Genomic DNA, 23,527 nt, shown 5'->3' with positions numbered 1-23,527 from the left:
GCTGTGCGGATGCTGGCCGCGCAGGTCGATCCAGATGGGGCAGCGTGGCTACCAACGCAATCTGAATATTCAATCGACAATCTGTGATCGCTGCCGGGTCGGTTCAGCAGCAAGCACACCTGTTCGCGCGCCGGAACCATCATTCGCCGGCACCTGGGGCATAGGACACAGTGGTGAAGAGCGAGGCGTGTTGTTACCCTTCAGTCAGCACGAAGCGGCACTCGGGACTATCAAGGCGGCGGAATCGTTTGGCAGAACGTGTCGTTGCGGTAGAGCATTCCCTCCGGAGAGCATGACATGTGCGGTGAATGGGTCAAACGGGCCAGCCTGACGTTCCTTCTACTGGTCACGCTGGCATCTGCAACTTCGGCAGGTGCTCAAGCGACGCAGCCTACTGAGTTCAATGCACACCAACGCGCTTGGCTCCGGGCCCATCCCCAGATCGTGCTTGGTACGGTGGCGCTCAACTGGGCACCGTTCGAGTACCTGAAGGACGGTCAGTTGAAAGGCCTGGGCATCGACTATCTGCAGGCGCTCGCGCCGATTCTTGGCGTGAAGGTGCAGATAAAGATGTATCAGGATCTGGATGCACTGATTGCCGCCGCCTGCGCTGGCGAGGTGGATGTCGTCATGAATGTGGCGCTGACCGCGTCCCGTACACGTTGTATGGTGTTTACCAATGCGTACGCGGAAGTCCCTGTAGCGCTGGTGGGTCGCAGACATGACCAGCGGGTATTACAGGACCCGGATCTCAGGCATCTGCGTTTGGTGACCGAGAGCGGCTTTCCCACCGGCGCAGTAGCGCGCCTGCGTTATGTGGAGGCGAACCATGTCGTTGCGCCGACCACCGAGAAGGCCTTGGAAATGGTGGCAGATGGACGCGCGGACGTCTATCTCGGCAATCCCTATGTCGCCAGCGCTTTCATGGAATCGCATGAGGCCTACGCGCTGAGCCTGGTCCGCCAGAGCGACGTACCGCTGGATAGCCTGCATTTTGCGGTTCCCAACGCGAGGCAGCCGCTGGCCGAGGCGCTTGATGTCGCCATGACGCGGTTGCCGCGAGCAGAACAGCAGGCAATCCGGACTCAGTGGCTGACGCCGCTTGACTGGGGCCGTCAGGGTCGGCCGTTGCTGAGTGCCCGGGAAACCGCCGCGCTGGCGCAGCCGATGCGGACGGGATTTGCTCCCAATGCTGCCCCGATCTCTTTCTTGGACGGGGCAGGTTCACCGAGCGGCTTGGCGGAGGAATATCTTGCCCGGTTCCGGGTCTTGGGCGCGACCTTGAACCTTGTTCGGGTCGCGGATTGGCGCGATATCCGACGGAAAATGCGCGACGGCGAGCTCGACGCGGTGATGGGCGTCCCCGACGACAGCGCAGCTGCGGGCGAGGGCTGGGTGTTCAGCCGCCCCTTCCTGACGATTGCCAATGTCATCGTGACCCGGAGGGATGGTGAAACTGTGCTGGAGATGCGCGACCTGGATGGGCTGCGCCTGGTGCTCAGTGACCGAGAGCGCCTGGAACCCTATGTGCGGGTGCAAGCGCCGCACACCCATATCCTCGAATCGCGCAGCGCCGAGCAGGGTTTGGAGATGGTGCACGCCGGGGCGGCTGACGCCTACATCGGTAACCTGGCCATTGTCGATCGTCTGATCCGCGAACGACACAGCGGAAAGCTCCAGATCGCAGCGCCCACCCGCATCGAGGACCGGCTCGCGCTGGGCGTACGCGAACAGTACGCGCCCTTGGTGAGCAGTTTCGACCGCATGTTGCTGGCGATGCCCCCGCGCGAACGCGAGGCTATCCGCAGCGACTGGCTGGCGGTGGAATACCGCAGCGGGCTGGACTGGCGTCGCTGGTTGCGCTGGATGGCGCCACTGCTGTTGGCCCTAGGCACAGCCGTGGTGGTTCATGGGATCGGCCACTGGCGGTTGCGACGCGAAGTCGGCGAGCGCCGCCGCGTGGAACGGCGCCTGGAGGAGGTTACCGACAATCTCCCGGCGGTGGTCTATCAGTTCCAGCAGAGCGCCAAGGGCGAGATGTCCTTTCCCTTCATCGTCGGTGACATGATGGCATTGTTCGGAATCGATGGCAGCCAAGCCATGTGCAGCGAGCGTGAGCTTTTCGGACGGATCCATCCAGAGGACCAGCCAGCGCTGAGGCGTATGTTGGAGAGAGTGGCCCGCGACTTCCTGCCCATCGACACCCAGTTCCGTGCGGCAGGGACCGCGGGCTGGCGCTGGGTCCGCTCGCGGGCCACGCCGTACCACGCCGATGACGGCAGCATCCGCTGGAGTGGTTACTGGGTCGATATCACCCAGGCCCAGGCACAATCACAGGCATTGGCCGATGCCACGGCTACCGCGCAGCGCGCCACCGCGGCCAAGGCGGACTTCCTTGCCACCATGAGCCACGAGATCCGCACCCCGATGAGCGCGGTGCTGGGGATGCTGGAGGTACTCGACGCTGCCGGCCTGACGGCACCGCAGCGGGAAGTGCTGACGGTGATCGAGGCATCGGCCAGCATGCTGCGTCAGATCCTGGACGACATCCTGGATTTTTCCCGCATCGAGGCCGGTGGCCTGCAGCTGGCACCGGCGCCTACCGACCTGCGCGCCACCGTGCGGAATGTACACGCGCTGCTGGAGCCGCAGGCCCTGGCGAAGGGGCTACGGTTCCAGTGCCACATTGATGCAGACATCGCGGACCATCTGTTGGTCGATGGCCTGCGCCTGCGCCAGGTGCTGTTCAATCTGCTGAGCAACGCCATCAAGTTCACCGCGCATGGCAGTGTCAATGCCATTGTGGCCCTGCTCGGTGAGCAGGGCGGGCAGCAACGGCTTCGCATCAGCATCGTCGATACCGGTATCGGCATTTCCGCAGAAGCACAACAACGGCTCTTCCGCCCCTTCAGTCAGGCCGAGGCGGGGACCAGCCAGCATTACGGTGGTACCGGCCTCGGCTTGGCCATCAGCCGGCGGCTGGTGGAGGCGATGCACGGCAGCGTGCAGCTGGAGAGTGCGCCGGGTGCCGGCACCACGGTGACTGTGGACCTGGACCTGGTCGTGGCGGAGCCGGAGGCGGTCCCGGCACTGCCTGCCGGGACGCGCCAGGCAACAGCGCACTTCGTGCCAGGGCAGCGGGTGCTGGTGGTCGAGGACCATCCCACCAACCAGGTGTTGATGCGTTGGCGGCTGCAGCAGCTGGGATTGGAGTTCGTGATCGCCGCAGAAGGTGGCGAAGCCCTCGCCGCACTGCAGGCACAGCCCTTCGACGTGGTGATCACTGATTGCCGCATGCCCGGCATGGACGGCTACGCCTTCAGCGAAGCGCTGCGCGAACGCGAGCGTATCCACGGCGTTGCTCGTCTGCCCATCATCGCGCTGACCGCCAACGCCAGCGCCGATGAGCGGGAACGCTGCCATCAGGCCGGGATGGACGACGTGCTGACCAAGCCGGCCACACTGGAGCAGTTGTGCGTGGCGCTGCGGCGCTGGTTGGCCGTGGCGGTGGCGTCTGACAAAAGCGATCCCTCGACGCTGGCATCAGGTGGGGTGGCGGAAAAAGGGTGGACGGACGATCTGCCCACCATGGAAGCCCTTCACCTGCGGTTCGGACCGACTGACATTGCCGCTCGGATCGCGGCGACCCTGCATGAAGCCCTGCGTATCGATCTGGACAATCTCGAGGCTGCCATGGCCAGCGGAGACGCAAACAAGGCGGGTGACACGCTGCACCGCATGGCGGGCGGCACCGGCGCTGTGGGCACGCTGGTGATCGCGCACCATCTGCGCGACTTGAGCGAGGCCGTCGTACGTGACGGCCTGCCGGATCAGCGCACGGCGCTGGAAAAGGTGCAGCAGGTAATGGCCGCGTATCGCACGGTCGTCGGGTCTCTCTTTTGACCGTAACCTGTTGGGAGAAGCGCTTGGAATCAGGAGTCCGAGGCGAGCTCATAGGCCCTGCAGAAGGTCACGTTCTCGACCTGCACATGCGCCGGCAGCCGCAAATGGGCGACCTCGGCGGTGATCGGCAGACGCGGTGCGGGGGCCAGGCCGTGCTCGTAGGCGTAAGCGAACAGTTCCGCTTCCGTGGCTAGGCCGAGTTTGTCCATCGCCATGCTGTGCTGACGGCTGACCTGGCCGCGTTCGCGGGACTTCCGGCGCGCTACCTCTCCAGGGTGTTTCATGCCGTCTATGGGCTGTCTCCGCTGTCGTTCGCCGGGCGAGTGCGGTTGGATCACGCTGTGCGCCTGCTTCGCGAGGGAGAGATGACGGTGGACCAGATTGCCGTGACCGTTGGGTACAAGCATCGTGGGACGCTTCTGTCGGCGCTGCGCGCGCATCTGGGGTTGGGACGGATGGACAGGATTGCGGATGTGGTCGGTCCGAGCCGTCCTGAGGTCCGGGAACTGATGCTCGACGCTAGCGTGATCTGATCTCTGCGATCAGGGCAACGAACTCAGACTCCGTCAATTCGAACTCCGGCGCACAACACATCGGCATGAGCGTCAGTAGTACATGATCCATGTGTGCGTCCAGCTGCAGCGCACGTTCCGCGTAAAGTCTGTTCGCCGCGTTGGCGATCTTGCAGACGTTGAAGCCGCCTATCAGCATTTTCTCTAGGTCAGAAGCGAACGATTCGTTTGAGTACATGTCTGTTGGCCCGGCTCATTTCGCATCAGATCGGGGCTGGATTCGAAGCGGAAGCGGCTGCCCGAACCTGCCGCCGGAATTGTGGATGTTGGCGGCGGTAGAAAGGCCGACGACCAAGCATGGCTGGCGGCGTCTAGACTGGGCTTTCCGCTTGTGGAACGTCGCTGGAGTCGGCTGGCCGCCTGGCGTGCCGATTAACCAGACGAAATGCGGTATGCCTGTTCTTCTGCGAGAGGCGCCTGCTCTTCGAGGCCCTGAGCAGGTGTTCGCGCACCTTGCCGTAAACGTCGCTTGGGGAATCCGCCACCCACCCAAGAGCCAATCCAGTCCAGTAGTCTGACTCGTACTGAAGTCCTGCCGTAATGGATTGTATATACGGGTAATCCGGGCCCAGCATTGCATCAACCCTCTGAAGTGGCTGTTCAAGCAAGATGAGCGTACGCACAAGGTCATCGGCGTTGATCAGGCTGTAGGTGTTTGGCGGGCTGCTGACATGCCAATGGCCTTCCTCTCCCATGAATACTGTTATGCCTCCTACTGTCATCGTTCTGCTCGGGCAACGATTCATCGGTGGTCCTCTATTGCCCTAGGTCGCGTCGTCCACTCTGCCGCGCCCGCGTTGGGGTAGTGGCGACAGAGGGCGGTTGGCGCCTACGTGGTGGGGCTTGTGCCTAGAAATCATCGATCGCAGGCACCGTAATGGCGCCAGACGAGCCTTCCGGTGCTCTCGACAGCTCTCTGCTCAACTCCAATGCGACCGCGAGCTGAATTCTCGCCATCGCGCCCTTGAGGCGTCGTGCGTACACCGCCGTCGATTCCACGCTCGCGACGTGCGGGGCACCGGAGCCCTTCGGGACCTCCAAGCACACGACGTGCTGCCCGTTGACCAGGATCGTGTGCCAATCCTCAAGCTGGTCAGGAGTCCAGCCCAGACTGAGTATGGTGTCCACCTGCAGAATATGCGTTTCGAGCAGTTGGATGATCCGCGCCTCACGCTGCCACGCAAGTGATGACGCAAGCAACTCCTTTCGGAACTTGGTCTCAGTAAGGCTGCCGATGAGCTTCATGGGCGCTCGGCTCCATCAGGGGTTTGAGCTATGCGCAGATCTTCCGATAGCGTCATCGGGCATCGGGAGAGGTGGGGGCGCGTGGATAGGGAGGGGGAGCTCCGACTGCTGCCCGGTACGAGCTGGTCTTCGGCTAGCTCGGGCATGGCCCCGTCTTCGATGTGACGAATCTCCGGGAACATGCAGCGCACATGGACGATCACGGTTTCCGCGCCGTCACCGTGTGGGTCCGATACCGTACTCCCTGGAACGGGGGCACAACTGACTCGATGCTGCGCTTCCAGCCCCGCTTGATAAAGGGAGGGGCCGCCATTGGCATCCTTGATGGATTCGGCCATGATCTTGTCCAGTCCGTGTCGGCGCTCGCCGAGAGCGATCTTGCGGATGTGCGCCTCAGTATTGTCGGTCGTGAGCGCATAGAAGCGCACGTACGCGTCATCGTCCTCCTGGAGAATCGCCCGCATGCCAAGCATTGCGATCTCCTCTGGAGTGGTGGTGTTGGTACTGCACGCGGCAGGCAGAATGGCAAGGACGGCAGCCGCGATCCACCCGCGGGAGCGCACTTGAATGCTCTCTCCGTGATATACGCCGCAGTCGCTACGCTCTGTGGACGCCAGTGCGACTGGGGTGTGCAGGATGGTAGGTACTGAGGCGCGCATTGATCGTTCTGGGAGGAGAGGGGGTGCCCACCATGCGTGCGTTCTGTGGTGAGCACAATGCAACAACTACGAAAGTGCCAGCTGATTCTCTAGGCCGTGCTGGTCCGTTCAGATGTGCCCACCATGGCTATAGATAGAAGAAGATTCCCGTATTGCGCTCAATCGCACGTCTGCACAGGTGCATGACCTTCAGGATCACCTCCAGCTTTGTTCTGGAATAGGCCTCGCTCAATATGTCGAGAGTAAGGAAAAGTTGGGGCAGTCCCTCGATGCTCTCATCTTCGTACACATCTATCATTACTCCCAGCGTGGCATTCAGGCTATCTAGCACGCCGGATTCTGCCAATGAGTCGAACACCTCTTCAGTCAGCTCGAGCTCCTCTAGATCACCGGGTAAGCTCTGATCGAAATCCAAGCGCTGAAGTGCTTCAGCGTGTAATGGGACGACTACTATTCTCATCTTCCTGGCCTCATCTAGGATCTCTTGGAAGTGAAGCTGTTAGCCACACTCAGGAATCTTCCATCCCTCATATCCATCATACGTTGGATAGATTACGTGGCTATGAGCCCAATTTGCGGTGTCGGTATCCGAGAACTCCCGTTCAAGAAGCGACCACTCCGATGTTCTGAGCAGAGTTCCGTCGCGGCTGTAAACCCGATAGAACGCCGGGCTGCTGAAGGGCCGAATTGCATCGCCTATGACCCCGTAGGCCGATAGCTTCGGTGTATAGACCTTGATGGCGCAGTCCCGCGTGTCGCTGTGAGTGACGGTGTGAGGCATTGCTGATCGGCTGATATCGATCTTCACCCATAGCCACACTCCAATTGGAAGAAACGCCAATGTCATAAGTGCAGCCGCAATTGTCCGTTGTGATCTCATTTTATGAAGTAGTACGCAAGATTGATCGTCAGAGGTGCTTCGGGAAGGACGTTGGCGGCTGGAGCTGGGATGGCAGGGGAATGGTTGTTCCCGCAGCAGGCCAGATGCCATCTTCGCCTTCTTCGATCTCCGTGGAGAACTTCGTGCCCTGTTGGTCAACGAGCAACCATCTATGGCTGTCAGGGAGTGCTTTACAGGGCAACTCGAACATCACACGCGTACGAAGTGATACCGCGAGGTGGAGGGCGACCGCTGGCTCGTCCAAAGTGGTCTCATCCTTTCGCCAGCATAGGCATGCATGGCACCTGAAACCTTCGCAATGAGTGAGATGCATCAGGTAGTACTTGGCCGAAGGGCTGGGGTACTCCGCAGACGCAACCCCCGTTGCAAGGTGCTCGCTCAGGCACTCAAGCAGGACCTCCTCATCGATGTCAGCTTCCACGTAGTAGTCAACCGACGACGCGCAGGCGTTCTGAGGCTGGTTGGTGCGCATCGCTGCGGCAACAGGCGCATTGTCGGTGGTGCTTTGACCCGGCAATCGGGTGCGCCGATCGCGAACCCACGTGATAGCCGAAACGCCAATGAATGCCATCAGCAGGATCGGAACCAGAGCAATAAGCCAGAGGAGGTGGGCCCCCTGGACCGGCGGCTGATGCATCATCGCGGCAACCCAAACCATGGTCCAGAGTGTGAATAGGATGGAGGTGACCAGAAGGCGCCAGCGGAGATCATGAGGATTCCAGGGGCGCGCGAGCAGAAGCAGGGCGGCCATCTCTCCTGCCGATATCGCTGAGAACTCTCTAACTAGCGCGTAGGGATAGTACCCATCGTTCTCATAGTCGATGTTGCCGAGCCAGAAATCCGGTTCAAAGCCGCTTGCGATGTAGTAAGCGGTAAGGGCGATCCAGGCTGCCGTGGCAATGCCAAACGTCGCTGTGCGTGGTGAGGTTTTCATGTCGATCTCGGTGGTTCTGTCGTGGGCACAGTCGCTGCCTGGGCGGCTTCGGGTTGAAGAGATGGTTGAAGGCAATTCCGTTCGTCGGCGCTGAGGTGCTCTTACCTCAAGCAAAATGCGTGCATCGAGAGTGCTACGTCGGCTGCTTCAGCCAGTCAGACGACGAAGTGTTGCAGCCGACGAAGTCAGAAGGTCACATACAGCCCCAGACGCTTCTCCGTCGCGTTGTGCAACAGGGCGATGAAGCTGCTGAGGGATGGCAGCAGCTCGGCCGGCATGCCGGAGGAAGCCTCGCACAAAGCCTTCAGGTTGCGATGCACCTCATTGGGGGACTGGAAGTAGCTTCCGATCTTTCCCGGATCGAATCGGCACTGTCCGCTGCCGATCGTGGCACCGAGGGTGGAGGATGCGAGGCTCATCGTGGCGAGGCGCGCGTCCAGATCCATCCAGGCTGATCCGATGCCGCCGTCGAGATCTGGAGAGTAATACTTGGTAAGCGCGACATCGCCGTACTGATCGACATCGTGAGCCTCAAGGTGTTGTTCCCAGTCCTCTTCCAGCGGCGCCCCATCATTGGGGTCCTTGAGGTATGGCAGGTTTTCCTCTATGAACTGCCGGAGAGGCGCAAGAGCGCCAGACGCTAGCGCAGCTTCCAGCATGGGACGCAGTTCCCGCTGGAACAGGTGATGTTCGAAGGTGAAGGCCCTATGGCTGAGACTCATTGCATTCAGCCTTGGAGACCCTCTTGCCCGGGTACCGCGCGCTTCGAAAACTGCGCATCCAGCAGTGCTGTCGAGGGTTCGCGGCGAATGCCCGCGAGCGAATGGCCCGTCGTCTCGGTTGCCGTGGATCGTGCGCACAGACGTAGCAGCATGTCCAGAGGATTGAGCGATTTCAACGTGCGTTTCCCTTCTGGGCATTGCACCATGTCCGGAAGTTCTCCCGATCAAGGTAGGGGCGCCTGTTCTTGGCCGGGAGAGTAGGTCGCGATGTGGGTTTCATGATCTCGTGTGGAAAGTGCTGATTGAGCAGCTGGGAATGCTGGTGCTGATGGCAGTGAGGGTCGGACGCCGTCGTGCCCGAGACAACTTGGATGGCGTCCATCCCGGCGGTTCACATCTGCCTTTGTGTGCCAGCTTGATCTGTCTGTGTGGCAGGCGCCGACCGTACGCATGGATGGTGCGGTGAAAGTGCCTTCGGCTCCATACAACAAATCGGAAAGCCGACAGGTATAACGAGTCACGTTGGATTCCGGCGCAGGTTCCATGCGTGGCGGGGCAGCATCCGTCCTCTTCGGCAGGAACTGCCAGGGCGGGATGTCTATACGCACAGCCGCTAATGCGAGCTCGGACCCGGGTCGATAGATGGGGGTCCGCAGCTCTGCCGCGCTGGGGTTGGTGTCGCTTCCGGCGCTAGCTTGGTGAAGGACAAGGTGTTCTACTCCCACTCCGATTTCGACGAGGGGCTGAAGATGAGCTATGACGTCCATATCGTCGCCGGCGCAGATTGCTCCAGGGCGGATGCGTCGGAGATTACCCGCGATAGATGGCTGAAGTATCTGCACACCGATCCTGACATGCGGATGGAACGGGAAGAGGGTGGCCGCGTCGAAGCGGTGAGCCCGGCAGGCGACAGAGTCGGCATCCAGGCTGCAGGGCCTCTCGTCGAGTGGACAGCTCATCCGGATTCAGGGAAGCCTGTGTGGTTTCATCATGCCCGTGGGGAGATTACGGTGAGGGGGCCGGATGTCGAGACTTTGAAGAAGATGCACCTGATCGCCATGTCGCTGGGCGCGCAGGTGCAAGGGGACGGGGGTAAGTGCTACGACGCAGCTGGTGAGCCAATGGACGTGGTGCCGCAGTCCCGCGCCGTCGAACTTCCACCAACGCCATGATGGTCTGCCTGGGCACATCGTGAAAGCTCGTCTCGTATACAGCAGTGCTGGAGAGGGTCCGAGGCGGATGTCGGTGACGTTCATTCTGGCTGCATTGCTTATTTGCACGGTCCCCGCTTGTTCAGTGCTTGATCAATCGGCCGGGGAGGTACCGGTTTTGAAAGATCATCCGAATGCCATCTGGGGTGGTGCGCAGGATGGCGGTATCTTTTTTGAGATAACGAAGAAAAAGCCGCCTACGTATTATGTTGAAGTTCGTTCTGAAGCCGGCAGCCTGTGGATTGAGGGGTGGGTGAGATACGATGGTCGTAATGGCGCCGAACTCGCAACTCAGGATTTATGGGGTTATGACGGAGGTGAGGATGTTTATTTGCGAGACGGATCGAAATTGAGGCTGGACTCAAGTTCGAGCAAATGAAAAATTCTCTGGCCTGCTCGGCGTGGTGTTCAGCAAGAGCGATCCGGGGTCAAGCGTGCAGTGACATGCCGGGCCGGTGGTTTCGGCTCAGCGCGGCTTCCCCTTTTGCGGATTGCACCATGTCCGGAAGTTCTCCCGATTGAAGTGGGGGCACTTGTTGTCGATGGGGATGTACAGATACGGGGCTGCGGGCTCGTAGGTGAAATGGTAGTAGTGCTTACGGTCTTCGCCGTAGATCCAGTGCCCGCCGGAGCCGGAATCGATGATGTAAGGATCGAAGAGGAATATCGATGACTCGGCCGGGATGAAGTTGCTTCGATCGGTGAGCAGCATCCATGCGTTGGTCGCCAGGTTCGAGGTGCGACTGGTGATGACCGCGCTCATGGCCATCGCGGTGAGAAGCAGTTTGACGTCCGTGGCTGACGGGGACTTCATCTGCCTTTGCCTACATTGCCGGCCCCTGCTTGGAAGCGTCGATCGCGAACCAATCTAGCGACCGAAACCTCGATAGTTGCTACCAGCAAGATCGGAACCAGTGCAAGTAGCCAGACAAGGTGGGCACCCTCGACCGGCGGCTGATGTAGCAGGCCAAAGACCCAGATCGTGGTCCAGAGTGAGAACAGAAGCAAGGTCACCAGCAGGCGCCACCAGAGACCACGAAAGGTCCAAGGGCGTGCCAGCAGAAGAAGCACGGCTATCTCGGCAGCTGACATCGATGAGAAGAGTATTACGAGATTGCCGGGATAGGACTGATACTCCGCGGAAATGCCTTGGTAGCGGAGCCACGAGTCCTCCACGAAGCCCATCGCGATGTAGAAGGCGGTGAGAGCGATCCAGACTGCGGCGGCGATCCAAAGCGATGTGGTACGTGGTGAGAGCTTCATGTCAGGCGGGTATCCAGTTGCATCTCGCCGAGCTCGGCGGGTCTTGTGGTCGGCGGCATGACTAGGGTGAGCATTGGTCGCTTTGGACACGCAAGGGAGGCCGCCATGCGTGCGCGCTGTGGTTTGATCCCGCGACCGAGAGCAAAGTTGCCACGTGGGCCGGCGTACAACCCAGCCTGCCTAAAGGGCGGGGTCGTATGATCCGAGTGCGGCGTCCCACACGATTTTGTGGTCGTCGACCGAAACAGACCAGTCTGCACCAGGCAGCGCTCTGCGAATCGCGGACGGGCACGTGCACCAGTGTTGTAGGCCAATCCATGTCGCATCCTCACGGTTATCGGGAAGCTTGGTGGAGCCAGAGAACACGAGGCCCCGCTTTAGGAATCGACTGGCCTCAAGGCTTGTTGCGTAATCGAATGACTCCCAGTTCAGGCCGGTCCCTTGTGACAGGAATCGTTGCGCTAGATCGTCTACGCTGTGAAGCCTGACGATCGCTTCGATGCCGGCGATCTCGCTGGAACAGAGCGGGACTCTTCGGCGTGCGGCATAGTAGATGGATATTCCCAAGTCGTCTCTCCGAGTCAGCAACACTCATTTGCTGAATGAATATCGATGGCCTCGCCTTCGCTTGCTAGCGCGGCGCGCAGAGTGATTCGATCTGATCGCAGGCACGTCCTTACTGGCATAGGTCTGCACTCGAAATGGTAATCGTAGGGTCCTGAAATAGCGGCCACCAATCTCGATCTCCGTTGTCCCGTATTCTCCTGCGCAGCTCTGGCCCAGTGATGGTGGCAGTGCCGGATCCGGCGCCGGTGACGGAGAGTACGTAGCTGTCCTCGATGAGAACATCTGGATCCGTATCGGCTGATCCGTAGATTGCGATCAGTGCAGAGCTGTCGGGAGGGGCGCTTCCTTCAAGAACGTCAGACGGATAGTTGGATGCGTTCTTGGTGGTGATGGCGATTGGAGATGCGCAGGAGTTGAAGAGGTATACGGAGGTCAGCCTTTCAGTCCGCTGGGTGCAGGAGGAACTGACACCTACTGCCGCCAAGAGAACGGCATTTCTAAGTAACATCGTGCGCTGTTCCTCCAGGTTTTGTAGAGTTCGATGATGCATTGTGCGGGGCGGAATCTCTCGAGCAGGCCATTCCCTAATGTCGCCTATGCAGGCTCAGCACCGGGCGCAGGCGGAAGGACTATGAAGAAGAACTCCCTCGTGAAACGGCTCGAAATCTCTGGGGCCCTGCCCAGTGCGACCAGGGCGGCACTCGGCGTAATGGGCATATCGAAAGGCGTGACCCCTCGCGTGATGGCTATTCCGTACAGCGCAGCTTCGTCACTCCTCGTGTGTTGCCAATGAGGGACATGACCAATCGGCCGATGGATTTTGAAGAGCGCCTCATCAAAGTCCATCAGATCATATACGTAGCTTGGAACGTCTCCTCGTCCAATCTGAGTAATACACCATTCCCGAAACTCTGTTCGGTCGATTGCGTCATGGAACAAGCAAGAGATGGCGAACGCCAGCCTTTCGTCGCTCCATTCCCTGCCGCTGGTTTTTGAGTTCATCGGTAGCTGCGTCGGTCTCGCGCCTTTGGTCATTCCGTGAAGCAACGGAGGCGCCAGGATGGGAATTAGCATTGATCGGGCATCGGCGCGGCGCTACCAAGTCAGGTGTGTGATAGGTGCTCACCGGGAGGGCTCGCTCCCTTTACCGTTTAAGGTGGTGGCTGATCTCCTTGCCTGCCCACAGACATGAGCCGGGCGTGGCTAAGGACTCCAGAAAGATACTTCAAGTCACGCATGATGAGATGTGATGACCTTGGCAGGATGCATACGTCGTCGTCGCACGCACGGAATGATTGCAGTGGTTATTCAGTGTGATACGGACGAAGTACGTCTGCTGAGCGCAGCCCGCGGGCGCCGTGGCAGCGTCAGCACGCCGATGCACGTGATGCGCTCCTTACAGTCGCTGCAGCGGTCATCACTCGTCCTCCGCATCCCACGGGTCCACCTCGTCATCCACCGCCGCGGCATCCGCTATTGCGTTGATGTAGTTGGCCGTTCCTTCAGGCCGTGACTGGGGCGATAGTGCCCACCCAGCAGTCATCATGTTGTTCTCGAAAACGTAGTCGTAGGGCTTCCATCCGGACGCTTTCGCACGTGGATCGCGTAGCAGGGTCCAGGTAAAGTGGATCGGCACGATGGCTGGCCGCTGCAGGTCTTCCAGGTAGCTCCTCCAGCTCCGGTTGGTGTCCTGCACCAGTTCACCCTCGCATGGATCGGGGCGCGCACTCTCCGCGATATGACGGATCTCGGGGACCATGCAGCGTATGCGTACCACGACGTGCTCGGTGCCATCCGCGTTGCGTTTCACGGGCCTTCCAGGCAGCACGGGCGTGCAGGTGATCCGGCGCTGCGCTTCGGTAATGACCTTATAGATGGCCCGTCCGCCCTTGGCCTCTTCGACGGCAGCGGCCATGATGTCGTCCAGCTTTTCGCGATACTTGCTGAGGTATTCGTCGCGCACTTCTTCTTCGGTACTGCCTGTCACCAGTGTGTGGAATCGAACAAACGATTCGTCGTCCTGCTGCAGGATCAGACGCATTCCCAGTGTCGCGAGCTCCTCAGGACTGACCTCGCTGGCGGTGCCGAGAGTGGGCAGGGCGGCCAGGACGGCAATTGCCAGCCACGAGCGCGAACGCGTTCGCATGTAATTCATCATCAGTTTTCCTTTGGGGCGCAACGGGGTCCCAGGATGCTGGGCCGATGCCGACCACGCTTCAGGCGGGGATGAAGTGCAATCTTCTCAGGTCGCCTTCAAGATCTGACGCGTCGTCAGGGTTGAGGCGTGTAAGTTCGCGGTCCAGGTTGATGTCCAGCTGCCGCGATCATCACTCGTCCTCCGCATCCTGCGGCTCGACGTCGTCTTCCTCCGCAGCAGCGTCCGCCATGGAATTGATGTGGTTGGCCGTTCCGCCAGGCAGCGACTGGGGCGATAGGGCCAAGGCAGCCATCATCATGTTGGCTTCGAAGACGTAGGGGGAGGGCGTCCAGCCTGGAATGTCGCTGCCGGGATCGCGTTGCAGGGTCCATGTGAAGTGGATGGGTAGGTAGCTTTTCCAGCTCCGGTTGGTCTCCGGAATCAAGTCACCCTGACTTGCATCGGCCGGCTCACCCGCCTCGATGTGCCGAATCTCGGGAATCATGCATCGCATACGCACGACGGCCAGCTCGGTCCCATCCGCGTCAAGTTCCACCGGCGGGCTTGGCAGCACGGGAGTGCATTGGACGCGGTGCTGTGCTTCGGTCATTACCTTATAGAGCACCCGTCCGCCCTGAGCGTCTTCGACCGCCGCAGCCATGACGCCGTCCAGTCCATCGCGATACTCGCCGAGATACTCGTTGCGCACCTCTTCTTCGGTGCTGCCTGTCATCAGTGAGTGGAATCGAACAATCGATTCGTCGTCTTGCTGGAGGATCAGGTGCATTGCCAGTGTGGCCAGCTCCTCGGGGCTGGCTGTGCTGGCATTGGAATGGGTAGAGAACATCGCGAGCACTGCAGCGGCCAGCCACGAACACCTGCGCATGCTAGTGTCGTTCATCATCAGTGACCCATCCCTTGGCAGCACGCGTCATAGTCGTCAAATAGACTGGTGACCTCGGACCTGACGTGCTTGGCCACCGCCTCCATCAGCTCGATGGCTGGCGCGTTGATGCTCTCATGCCGTTCCCAGCGATCGTTGCCCGCTATCAGTGCAATGGATGCGGTGACGGTGCGCGATTCAGTGGACTTCGTGGGGTGTGTGTACCGTGCAGTGAAAGCGGCCATGCGCGCCTCCGGGTCCATGTCCCGAAGCCTGGCCGTGTCCTGTGCGGTGAGCTGAGGGGGGAGCGGCACCAGACACGACGCAGCGACCCTGACTCCTGACCGCGTAGGTACCACGAACGCCGCGGGTTCCTCGTCCGTCACAGTGCAGCGGGATTCGCGCACCCGCCCCGGCAGGGTGGCCAGTACGGGCAAGGGACCATAGCCGATTTGGGACAGGCCTTCGGACAGTTGGTTGAGCGCCCGTTGTCCACTTTGGACGAGGTGGTCAAACGCTGAATCGAACGGTTCGTCGCTCACACTCACTTGGTATCTGGTCAGGGCGCGGTAGCTTTTCCGGTCGTTCTGAACGGAGCTGTCCAGAATCAACTGGCCCACGGCCTGCACCGACATGCCACCCATGTCCTCTGGGTGCACGCTGTCGCGGGTCCGGTAGAACGCGGCCTTCTCGATCTGCTCAAACGCTTCCTCGTGCATCACGTCCGCGAAGCGCACAAGCGAGCCGCTGTCAACCTTCCACTTGGCTGTCTCAGGCACTCTGGGTCGATAGAGTTCAATCGAATGCTCGAAGCGGCGAGTTGGCTCTGATGTGACAGCGCGCGCCGCAGCGTCGGCCATCAGGTCGAGGCGCTCGCGCCGGGAGCGCGTGGTCTGTCTGGTTTCTTCGGGAATCGTGATATCGGCGAAACTGCAGGTTACGGTGACCTTACGCCGGGCGACGCCTGTACCTGGCGCGGGAAGGGGTTCACTACCTGACAATTCGCACTCGCCGTTGGCCATGACGGCATCAATGTTGCGGAAGTACCGCGCGCGGACGCTCTCCTGCTTCGACGTTTCCATGGCCGAGTAGAGCCCACGACGCCAGTCGCGGCCTTCGGTGCGCGCTTCCGCCATGGCAGACGCTTCGGCCCGCGACTCACGCTCTGAATGACCGTAGTAGCGATCGAGGGCGCGTGCGCTCTCGGCATCATCGAACAGAAGCCGACGTACTGCATGCACTGCGAGCTGCTCATATCGCGTCTGTTTGGTCTGCGGCGCAGAATCCTCCTCGGCAGCGCTGGCAATCGCGCCGGGGAAAAGTACCGCTGCAATGAGAATGGGGAAGTGGTTCAGGCTGATCATTGAGACCTCGGGGTCATGACTGTTGAGGTTCAAGGTGCCGACGGCAGTGAGGACGCTGCGCAGGGTGGGCCAGCCTGGATGAACTCAGCCGGGGAGCTTGCAGCAGTCACGCCGTGGCGGCTATGCAACAAATCGGAAAAAGCGGCTACGGCCGATGCGGCGTACGAGGACGCCTCTCGGCTATCGCAGCGCAAGCATGACGCTATTGCCACCTTTATTCGCTGGAGTTCAATGCCGAGCGCACTACTGAATTCAAAAGATGGTCACATTCCGCGCAGGCCAGCGGCATGGGCTTATAGGCCAATGATGGAAGCGGGGCGCCGTTTGCGTCACGGCCCGCTATCAAACTGCACAACGTTGCATTGACACGCCATCAGCAGTCGCTAGACTGCCGCGCCTCATGCGTGCCCATCGCGGGCGCAACGTCGACCTGAGGATGTGGGATACCATCCAGCATGCCATGCCCGGCCGCACGGATTTTCATGACGCGAGGGGCAGGCCAGATAAAATCATAGTTCTTCGTGTGCTTGAGAGAGCGGCCAATGCAGCTAGGGTTGAGTTTTCATCCGCGTACGGAAAAGGCATTTCGTTTCTGTGCGGCTCGGAGCGGGAAGAGGGTGACGAGTGTGATGTGGAGCTGGAGATCAACGATGAGCTGACGTGGGGTGTGAATATTGCAAGCTCCCCGGAATCAAAGCCGTCAATCTTCTCCACTTCTAACGCGATGCACCTGGCTGCGGAGCTGGTGGCATGTGGACGCGAAGGAGGAATTCTGAAGCTGGGAGAGGCCGTCATACTCATCAGCACAGACCTTTGCGTCGATAAGGTGCCGATGTCTGTGGACATCATTTCAACAGAAAACTGTCTGCACCCGACCAACCTGTAAAGAGAGAGTTTTTTGGACGAGCCCTGCGCGATGCGCCGATCGTGCTGTCTTGGTGCAGGTTTCGATGCCTACCCCGCCTGTTTCAATAGCTCCAGCGCCATAGAGCTACCTCGACCACGCGAGCTCCAGTTCATGCGGAACCTACAATCGACTGAAATACGGAATTAAGAATGTCAACACCAAGTCCGCACCGCAGATCAATCGCAAAATATGAACTGGAGATCTTTGGCGGCAAACCGGTGGTCCGGGAGTACCTCGATGAGGCGGGAACTACGTCAATCGACATCCTGACATGCCTGGACCCTATCGACCGGGATATTATTTCGATCGGAACAGTTGGTGTGTCTGAGGTCCCGTTGACCACTGGATCTGGCGAGGAGCTCTGCACAAGAGTTGAGCTATGTGCCGCAGCGCTCGCCTCTGAGAGCTATTGGGTGAATGCCGTTGCGTCAGTCGCGTTCCACATCGTAAAGGCCCAGAACGCAGTGCTGCCAGGGTGTGTTGTGGAAAACATATTCCGTGATTACCTTCCAAATCCAAGGATGCCTCACGTCTATCTGAGCGTTCCCTTCTTCTGGAACAATGATCATTTCCCGCAGCTGGATCTCCCGCCGCTACGCGTCAATTGGCTGCAATGCATCTCGATCTACGAGGATGAGCGCTTGTTCATCCAGAATTTTGGCAACGACGCCTTTGAGGATCGCCTTGTCGATCAGGGCGTGAACATACTGGACGTGGCAAGGCCTCAAACAGTACTCGAGTGAGGCGCTCACGCCCGGGTCGAGTCGGCCGGGCGAGAAGGGGCGGCCTGATGCCGCCCATCACCTCGAAAGACCGACAGACCAGACAAGCAGCCCGACCCAGGCAGGCGAGAGGGTCAGCGCCATCACCCGGTGCCATCGTCGTACAGCGCTTCGGCACAGCAGCACGATTGCGGTGTACACGGGAAGCATCAGCCCCAGCTCGATGACCAGGTTCCTCCACAGATAGTAGTTGCCGATCTTCAGCGCACCCGCACTTGGAAGTACGCCGATCGGCATCTGGGTCTCTGCAGGGAGCGGCCATAGCAGCGGCACGGCGTGCGCACCAACCAGCAGATCAAGTATTCCGTGCGAGGCCGCCGCAGCAATGAGCCAGATCGCCGGGAATCTGGCCGTCGTGCTGCTACGCGTGGCAGCGTGCACTGCCACGGCGGCAGCCAGGGCGAAAAGCAGGCTATGCGTGAATCTCGAATGGGGGACGTAGTTGAACTGCCAGACGGCCACGTAGTCGAGGTCCGGGCAGATGGCCAGGAACACGAAGGGCATCAGTGCCCAGCGGGACCGTCTATCCGCCCATGTGTTGCTGCACAGGTAGGCGGTGATGCCGGCGGCCGTGTGAGCAAGGATGGAGGACATTGGATGGCCCAGAGCGTTTCGAACGTAGAGCATGGGCCCGGCCCATGGGGCGAATGTGGTGCGACTGTGTCGCGAAGGTGAAGCGTCCCGGGTACTGCGTGAGTGCCATCATCCGCCCGCTGCACTCACGTTGCCGATCCCGTCCCGATTCAGCGCTTCCACCAGTGCCCAGATCTCCGCATCGGCGGGATTGCCGTTGATGGCATGCGCTTTCAGGCACAACTGCAGCTCACACAGCACCCCCACCGCCTCTGCATCGGCAACCATGGAGGCCGCCCCCTGCATGCGATGGGCCATCGCCAGGGCGCCCCGCCAGTTCTGGACGCGTAGTGACACCTCCAGTCCGGCCTGGTCGAGACGCATCTGCTGGCGATAGGTCTCCATCATGCTCAATCCTTCCTCCATCGCCATGGTAGGGGGCGGGGCATCGCGCCTGGCCCCCCCACTCGCCGCGTCGAAGGCAGGCCAGTCGATTGGCTTCCCCAGGTAGATATTCACACCGGCGCGCGCATAGGCGTTCCGGTCGATGCTGTCCGGGGAGGCTGATATGGAAAGAATGCGGGCTGGAGGCCAGTCCCGACGGCGCTCAATGGCGCGGATTTCCAGTGCGACGTCGCTCCCGTCGGCATCCAGGAGGTCGCCATCCACGGTGATGATGCCAAACGGACCGTGCTGGTTCATGGTCCGCACGGCTGCAGCGCCCGAGCTGGCGATCAGGGCATCCAGGCCGAGGCCACAGAGACGACGGACCATGACCCGCGCGATGGTTGGCTGATCCTCGATCACCAGCGCGTGCGCGACGGATGGAGCGGCGGCCGGTTCGGCTTGTTCATCGATAACGGTCTCGGCTCCGGCGAGCTCGGCACGCAGGACAGCCACGAACGTGGCGCCCATCCGCGGCATGCTGGTGACCGTGACATCTCCGCCATGGGCACGGGCGATCCGCCGGCACAGCGACAGCCCTATCCCCGCCCCGTGCTTGAGACGGCCGATGCGGGTCGCGCTGAACGGTTCGAAGATGTGGGGGAGGTCCTCCTGTGGAATACCCGGCCCGACGTCGGTGACCCTGAGCACAAGGGAGCCGGCCTGGCCCACGCCGGTGATGAAGCGCAGGGTGATGGTCACATCGCCATGGTCGCTGAACTTGATCGCGTTCGAGATCAGATTGCTCGCGATGTGATGCAGGGCACGCGCGTCGCACAACGCCTGCGTGGTCCGCGGGCCCTCTATCTGCAACAGCAGGCGCAACCCCTTGCAACGCGCCAAGGGGCGCATGGCGCACAGGCATTCCTCCACGACTTCACTGGCGTTCTTGAGGAACGCGGCGTCGGCCTGGTCCGGTTCGTTGCGGAACATGAACTCCAGCGCATTGGTGAGCGTGTGCTTGAGCGCATCGGCAGCGGAGCGCGCCGAGCGTAGCAGTCGCTCGCGCTCGGCCGCGTCCGCTTCGGCCTCGAGCAGGTCGATGGCGGAAATGACCGACGCCGCGCCATTGCGGACTTCATGGTTGACCAGGGTGAGAATCCGCGCCGCGCTGGCTTGGCGCGAGACCAGTGCCCGTGCCCTGCGCTGGGCGCGGGCGACGGCAAGAAGGAACCCGAGCACGGCAAGACAGAGAACGGTGATGTGGAGGCGGTAATGGCTCAGCACCGCACGCAGGCTCGGGGGAGAGCGGTACAGGGCATTCAACCACCGTTGGAGAATGTCCTGCCGGGTATCCAGTGGCAGCGACAGGAACGTCTGGTGGGCGAGGTCAATGTCGGCCGCGCGGTGCGGCAATGACGCGACGCGCATCTCCACCGGGGGTGCGTCGGGCGCGGCCTGCACGGCCAATTGTGCGGCGAAGCGCTTGCGCGTCAGGGGGGCCAGCACGGCGTCCACCCCCAGCGCGGCATCGATCGCGCCCCGGTCCACGGCGTCCAGCATCTCTTCCACATTGGCCATCTGGTAGATGTCGATGTCCGGGAAGTTCCGGGCCAGGAAGGCGCGGTACTCGCCATTGCCGATCACCCCGACCCGCATGCCGCCCATCGACGAGAGCGCCCGTGGTGCCGCCGTCCGGCGCGTGACCATCACGGTGCTCCCACTGTAGAACGAGGGCGACAGGGTTGCCGTGGCAGGCAGCATCGCTGCCGTGGAGGGCAGGGAGAAGGCAAGGCCATCCACTTCTTCGTTCTTGAGCAGCAGCGCGGCGCGCTCGATCGAGGGGGCGCGCACCAGCTCCAGCTTCAGCCCTGACAAGGCTTGCACCGCCTCCAGATAGGCGCTGGCGCCGCCCTTGGCGGGATCCCCGGACAGCCCGTGCTGGGTCGCCAGCTGGGGGCCGATCGCCAGGGTGAACGGCACGCGCTGCGCCGTGCTCGGCGCCAGTACAAGCCAAAGCAGGGTGCCGCCGCTGACGAGCATGGCAGCAAGCCACGCCATGCGTCGCGCACGCTGTCGTCCATCGATAGCAGAGGTCACAAGGTCATCCATGAGGGTTGGGGCGGCGCCGGCGGCGGTCATTCGGTCGGGGATCGGTACGGGCTTGCACGACAGAAATACACGCGGCATCGCGAGGGCGGTATGCAACAAGTACGAAATATGTGGCGGCGATCGAGAAGTGAGGCACCGGACAGCTTCGTTCCCAGGTCAGCGCGAGAAAACGACGTGCTCTGACAGGACGCGGATCCGTCCGGTGTGGGGCCGGGACCGCGGCGTACTCTCGCGTTCGTCACGGTGGTTGCACGCCTTGCTGCGTGGGGGGACTCTAAGCTGGAGCTCCCATCGCGACGTTGTTCTCCCCATGACCACAGCACTGCATGATCTCGACGCACTTGAGCCCATCGATATCGACGGACTGAAAGCGCAGGGCGTGCCTCCGGTCGCCCAGTATCTCGTCGACCAGGAAAAGTTCGTCCTGCTCGGCGGCAAGCGCGGCATCTATCGCCTCGCCGGGACGGATACCGTGTGCTACTTCACCAGCCTGGATCAGATCCGGCTGCATCTGCTGGGGCAATCTTTGACCCGGCTGACGGTCGAGTTGGCGTAAGGCACGCGCAGTTGATCGTTGCTGATGAATCCGCACGTGATTTTCGTACTTGTTGTATGGCCCTGACGGGACGACCTGCATAGGGCGGAGGGTCGGCACAGGCGGTGATCACGATGATCCCGTACCTGCCGCTCCTTCTCTGGCAGGACATCGCGATGCATCTGGCAAGGCGTTATTCCTGTGGCGTGATCGGCGTGGGTGCGCTCCTCTGCACGGCTTCCGCCCAGGCGGCTTCGGCGGCTGCCGCCACGCCGATGGTGCCCGATGGGCTTGCGTGGGTGCTGGCCATGGCATTGCTGGGCGGGGTCGTGCTGAACCTGATGCCCTGCGTTCTTCCGGTCTTGTCGTTGAAGGTGCTGTCCGTGCTGGGCGCGGGCGCGGACCTGGTGCAGTTGCGGCGGCACGCGCTGTCGTACACCGCCGGCGTCCTGCTCTCGTTCCTCGCCATCGGCGCGTTGATTCTGGTCCTGCGTTCCACCGGCAGCGTGCTGGGCTGGGGCTTCCAGCTGCAGCAGCCCGCGTTCGTCGCTGTGCTGGCCTGGGTGATGGTGCTGGTCGGCCTCAGCCTGGCAGGCATGTTCACGCTGGGCGGCGCGGTAGGCAACACGGGCCAGAAGCTGCTGGGCAGGCAGGGCTACGCGGGTGACTTCTGGGCCGGTGTGCTGGCCTGCGTGGTGGCGAGCCCTTGCGTAGCCCCTTTCATGGGGCCTGCATTGGCGTATGCATTCAGCGCCTCATGGGTGGCTGCGTTGCTCGTCTTCGTGATGCTGGGCCTTGGCCTGGCATTGCCCTTCCTGTTGATCGGGTTCTTTCCGATACTGGGACGGATGATCGGCGCGACGGCCTATTCTGCGCGTGACCTCGCCCATGCCCGCAACGAAGGCCGCCAGGTCCTGCTGACGGTGACCGCCGACTGGTGCATCACCTGCATCGCCAACGAGCAGACGGTGCTGGCCACGGACCGCTTCCAGTCGCTGTTGCTGAGCACGGAAACGCTGTACATGAAAGCGGACTGGATCCACAGCGATCCGCTGGTCGGCGCGTTGCTGAAGGAGCGGGGCGCCCCCGGTGTGCCGCTGTATGTGCTCTATCGACCGAATCAGGAGGGTGACGTGCTGCCGCAGGTTCTCACCCAGGAGACGATGCGCGAGGCGCTGAGTCCAGCACGGCCTGAGTAGTCAGATGCCGCCGTGCCGCGGCAATGGCGCGGGCACGTTCAACTGCCCACCCGCCGCCACGTAGGCGGCCAAGGCTTCGCCCTGGCTGAGCAGATGCCGGTTCATCATCTGCTCGGCGGCTTCGGCATCGCGGTTGCGGATGCACTCCATCAGGGCGCGATGCTCGGTCAGTGACTGCGCCATGCGGCCCGGGGTCAGCAGCTGACGGCCGCGATGCATCTTAAGGATGCGGTGCAGGTCATGGGTGACGCGGATCAGCCACGGGTTGCCGGCATGTGTCTGCAGACTCTCGTGGATCAGGTAGTTGTTACGGTAGTACTCTGTGGGATATCGGAGCTTCCGATCGAGGTTTGCGTTGGGTGCCGCGTGCATTACACGCAACGTGGAGGCGAAGTGGTAAAGACAATAGCCCCGAATGGTTCGGAGTAAAGGTGCCATGGCAATGAACAAGAAAACGCGCTTGGAGACCTTCGATGTGGCCGAGCACCTGCGTACACCCCACGAAATGGCGGCGTATCTCGATGCTTGCCTCATTGAGAGCGACGGCGATGCGGCTTTCATCGCCAAGGCGCTGGGCGATATCGCGCGCGCAAAAGGCATAAGTAACGTGCCGCGTGACGCTGCATGCCAGCGCGGCGTGATGTTGAATCCATGAGACCTACGGGCGCCAGCGT

23 protein-coding genes and 1 pseudogene are annotated in these 23,527 nt (G+C 61.3%); 10 read left to right on the top strand and 14 right to left on the bottom strand.

The window, feature by feature from the left end; genetic code table 11:
* Positions 1-297 precede the first annotated feature (297 nt).
* Entirely contained in the window at positions 298-3,903 is a 3,606-nt protein-coding gene (locus ABE473_RS01530; protein WP_346488226.1) for a transporter substrate-binding domain-containing protein, read from the top strand.
* A 29-nt stretch (positions 3,904-3,932) separates the two neighbouring features.
* Here the strand turns inward: ABE473_RS01530 and ABE473_RS01525 are convergent, their stop codons facing one another.
* Complete coding sequence (locus ABE473_RS01525; RefSeq protein WP_346488291.1) at positions 3,933-4,187, bottom strand: hypothetical protein; 255 nt, start codon at positions 4,185-4,187, stop codon at positions 3,933-3,935.
* Here ABE473_RS01525 and ABE473_RS01520 point away from each other — a divergent pair.
* Positions 4,122-4,436 carry a helix-turn-helix transcriptional regulator gene (locus tag ABE473_RS01520; RefSeq protein WP_346488225.1) on the top strand — a complete coding sequence of 105 codons (315 nt, stop codon included), beginning with the start codon at positions 4,122-4,124 and terminating at the stop codon, positions 4,434-4,436. The genes ABE473_RS01525 and ABE473_RS01520 overlap by 66 nt on opposite strands.
* Positions 4,437-5,324: 888 nt before the next feature.
* Here the strand turns inward: ABE473_RS01520 and ABE473_RS01515 are convergent.
* The 5 genes from ABE473_RS01515 to ABE473_RS01495 form a co-directional block, all read right to left on the bottom strand.
* Positions 5,325-5,720 carry a hypothetical protein gene (locus ABE473_RS01515; protein WP_346488224.1) on the bottom strand — a complete coding sequence of 132 codons (396 nt, stop codon included), beginning with the start codon at positions 5,718-5,720 and terminating at the stop codon, positions 5,325-5,327.
* Positions 5,717-6,193: a hypothetical protein gene (locus ABE473_RS01510; protein ID WP_346488223.1), complete on the bottom strand. Its 477-nt coding sequence runs from the start codon at positions 6,191-6,193 to the stop codon at positions 5,717-5,719. The genes ABE473_RS01515 and ABE473_RS01510 overlap by 4 nt, the downstream gene beginning before the upstream one ends.
* A gap of 313 nt (positions 6,194-6,506) precedes the next feature.
* Entirely contained in the window at positions 6,507-6,839 is a 333-nt protein-coding gene (locus ABE473_RS01505) for a hypothetical protein (RefSeq protein ID WP_346488222.1), read from the bottom strand.
* Positions 6,840-7,287: 448 nt separating this feature from the next.
* Complete coding sequence (locus tag ABE473_RS01500) at positions 7,288-8,214, bottom strand: hypothetical protein (protein ID WP_346488221.1); 927 nt, start codon at positions 8,212-8,214, stop codon at positions 7,288-7,290.
* A 185-nt stretch (positions 8,215-8,399) separates the two neighbouring features.
* Entirely contained in the window at positions 8,400-8,936 is a 537-nt protein-coding gene (locus tag ABE473_RS01495; RefSeq protein ID WP_346488220.1) for a hypothetical protein, read from the bottom strand.
* A gap of 698 nt (positions 8,937-9,634) precedes the next feature.
* Here ABE473_RS01495 and ABE473_RS01490 point away from each other — a divergent pair.
* Complete coding sequence (locus ABE473_RS01490; RefSeq protein WP_346488219.1) at positions 9,635-10,108, top strand: hypothetical protein; 474 nt, start codon at positions 9,635-9,637, stop codon at positions 10,106-10,108.
* Between the two features lie 73 nt (positions 10,109-10,181).
* Complete coding sequence (locus ABE473_RS01485; RefSeq protein WP_346488218.1) at positions 10,182-10,526, top strand: hypothetical protein; 345 nt, start codon at positions 10,182-10,184, stop codon at positions 10,524-10,526.
* Positions 10,527-10,613: 87 nt separating this feature from the next.
* Here the strand turns inward: ABE473_RS01485 and ABE473_RS01480 are convergent, their stop codons facing one another.
* Complete coding sequence (locus ABE473_RS01480) at positions 10,614-10,961, bottom strand: hypothetical protein (protein WP_346488217.1); 348 nt, start codon at positions 10,959-10,961, stop codon at positions 10,614-10,616.
* Positions 10,958-11,410 carry a hypothetical protein gene (locus ABE473_RS01475; RefSeq protein ID WP_346488216.1) on the bottom strand — a complete coding sequence of 151 codons (453 nt, stop codon included), beginning with the start codon at positions 11,408-11,410 and terminating at the stop codon, positions 10,958-10,960. The genes ABE473_RS01480 and ABE473_RS01475 overlap by 4 nt, the downstream gene beginning before the upstream one ends.
* A 1,365-nt stretch (positions 11,411-12,775) precedes the next feature.
* Here ABE473_RS01475 and ABE473_RS01470 point away from each other — a divergent pair.
* Positions 12,776-12,973: a hypothetical protein gene (locus tag ABE473_RS01470; RefSeq protein ID WP_346488215.1), complete on the top strand. Its 198-nt coding sequence runs from the start codon at positions 12,776-12,778 to the stop codon at positions 12,971-12,973.
* 421 nt (positions 12,974-13,394) lie between these two features.
* Here ABE473_RS01470 and ABE473_RS01465 read toward each other — a convergent pair whose 3' ends face one another.
* The 3 genes from ABE473_RS01465 to ABE473_RS01455 form a co-directional block, all read right to left on the bottom strand.
* Positions 13,395-14,132 carry a hypothetical protein gene (locus ABE473_RS01465; RefSeq protein ID WP_346488214.1) on the bottom strand — a complete coding sequence of 246 codons (738 nt, stop codon included), beginning with the start codon at positions 14,130-14,132 and terminating at the stop codon, positions 13,395-13,397.
* A 172-nt stretch (positions 14,133-14,304) separates the two neighbouring features.
* Entirely contained in the window at positions 14,305-15,018 is a 714-nt protein-coding gene (locus ABE473_RS01460; RefSeq protein WP_346488213.1) for a hypothetical protein, read from the bottom strand.
* Positions 15,018-16,361: a hypothetical protein gene (locus ABE473_RS01455; protein WP_346488212.1), complete on the bottom strand. Its 1,344-nt coding sequence runs from the start codon at positions 16,359-16,361 to the stop codon at positions 15,018-15,020. The genes ABE473_RS01460 and ABE473_RS01455 overlap by 1 nt, the downstream gene beginning before the upstream one ends.
* A 436-nt stretch (positions 16,362-16,797) precedes the next feature.
* Here ABE473_RS01455 and ABE473_RS01450 point away from each other — a divergent pair, with 436 nt between their 5' ends.
* Both ABE473_RS01450 and ABE473_RS01445 read left to right on the top strand, forming a co-directional pair.
* Positions 16,798-17,247, top strand: a complete 450-nt coding sequence (locus ABE473_RS01450) for a hypothetical protein (RefSeq protein WP_346488211.1) — start codon at positions 16,798-16,800, stop codon at positions 17,245-17,247.
* A gap of 170 nt (positions 17,248-17,417) precedes the next feature.
* Positions 17,418-18,011, top strand: a complete 594-nt coding sequence (locus ABE473_RS01445; RefSeq protein WP_346488210.1) for a suppressor of fused domain protein — start codon at positions 17,418-17,420, stop codon at positions 18,009-18,011.
* A 57-nt stretch (positions 18,012-18,068) separates the two neighbouring features.
* On the opposite strand, the gene ABE473_RS01440 is transcribed toward ABE473_RS01445, so the two are convergent.
* Together ABE473_RS01440 and ABE473_RS01435 are read right to left on the bottom strand one after the other, a co-directional pair.
* A complete protein-coding gene (locus ABE473_RS01440) occupies positions 18,069-18,644 on the bottom strand; it encodes a metal-dependent hydrolase (RefSeq protein WP_346488209.1) in 576 nt (191 codons plus the stop codon).
* A 108-nt stretch (positions 18,645-18,752) separates the two neighbouring features.
* Positions 18,753-21,149, bottom strand: coding sequence for an ATP-binding protein (locus tag ABE473_RS01435; RefSeq protein WP_346488208.1), 2,397 nt, complete (start codon positions 21,147-21,149; stop codon positions 18,753-18,755).
* A gap of 280 nt (positions 21,150-21,429) precedes the next feature.
* Between ABE473_RS01435 and ABE473_RS01430 the strand changes: the two genes are divergently transcribed.
* Entirely contained in the window at positions 21,430-21,675 is a 246-nt protein-coding gene (locus ABE473_RS01430; protein WP_176988839.1) for a hypothetical protein, read from the top strand.
* A 113-nt stretch (positions 21,676-21,788) separates the two neighbouring features.
* Entirely contained in the window at positions 21,789-22,853 is a 1,065-nt protein-coding gene (locus tag ABE473_RS01425; RefSeq protein WP_346488287.1) for a thioredoxin family protein, read from the top strand.
* Here the strand turns inward: ABE473_RS01425 and ABE473_RS01420 are convergent.
* Positions 22,854-23,174, bottom strand: a pseudogene (locus ABE473_RS01420) (FCD domain-containing protein); the annotation flags it as partial. It lies immediately after the preceding gene.
* 115 nt (positions 23,175-23,289) lie between these two features.
* On the opposite strand from ABE473_RS01420, the gene ABE473_RS01415 reads away from it, so the two are divergent.
* Positions 23,290-23,508 carry a hypothetical protein gene (locus tag ABE473_RS01415; protein ID WP_346488207.1) on the top strand — a complete coding sequence of 73 codons (219 nt, stop codon included), beginning with the start codon at positions 23,290-23,292 and terminating at the stop codon, positions 23,506-23,508.
* The last annotated feature ends 19 nt before the right edge of the window (positions 23,509-23,527 follow it).

This window comes from Stenotrophomonas sp. TWI700, assembly GCF_039673645.1.
Classification (GTDB): domain Bacteria; phylum Pseudomonadota; class Gammaproteobacteria; order Xanthomonadales; family Xanthomonadaceae; genus Stenotrophomonas; species Stenotrophomonas maltophilia_AA.
The sequence above is the reverse complement of the archived record's forward strand: the minus strand, read 5'-3'. Positions and strand labels throughout refer to the sequence as shown.